Annotated in this window: 1 protein-coding gene; it reads right to left on the bottom strand. The window is 43.2% G+C overall.

The window, feature by feature from the left end; translation table 11 throughout:
* A partial coding sequence (locus tag HMPREF2678_RS10145; RefSeq protein WP_141746990.1) for a hypothetical protein occupies window positions 1-416 on the bottom strand: 416 nt, incomplete at its 3' end.
* Window positions 417-447: the final 31 nt, after the last annotated feature.

The raw sequence follows: 447 nt of genomic DNA, 5'->3' as shown, positions 1-447 counted from the left end.
CGTAGTTCAATTTGATGAGGTGCTGGATTTCCATCTGCATCATTCACCCAGTCCAATACATAAATTTGGACGTCTGTGTCTCCTGTCCATGGTATCGGAAGATAATGTCCTACGTTTGCTCTTTTCAATTCGATTTGATTATTCCCATCGAGCTCTACGATGTCTGAAATCAAGAGTCCTCGTTCGTCAAGGTCAAGCTGTTTGTGGAAATCGGGGTGTCCTATACACCGAGGTTCATCAATAAGAATTGTAGTCTTGAATGTTGATGAAAAGTCGGGCGACCCGATTAAGAATGCATTGGTTGCGTTCGCAAAAGTGAACGATTCGTTCCAAGTTGGTTCGCCCATATTCTCTGGGTTAGATCCCCAAAACCCTAGTACAAAATCGCTGGCTTGCAACATAGCGTGATAGATCATTTAGTTGGTGCTCCTAGTTCAAGATAGGATT

Source organism: Corynebacterium sp. HMSC058E07 (genome assembly GCF_001809885.1).
Taxonomy (GTDB): domain Bacteria; phylum Actinomycetota; class Actinomycetes; order Mycobacteriales; family Mycobacteriaceae; genus Corynebacterium; species Corynebacterium macclintockiae.
Note: the sequence above shows the minus strand (reverse complement) of the source record. Positions and strands in the feature narration are given on the sequence as shown.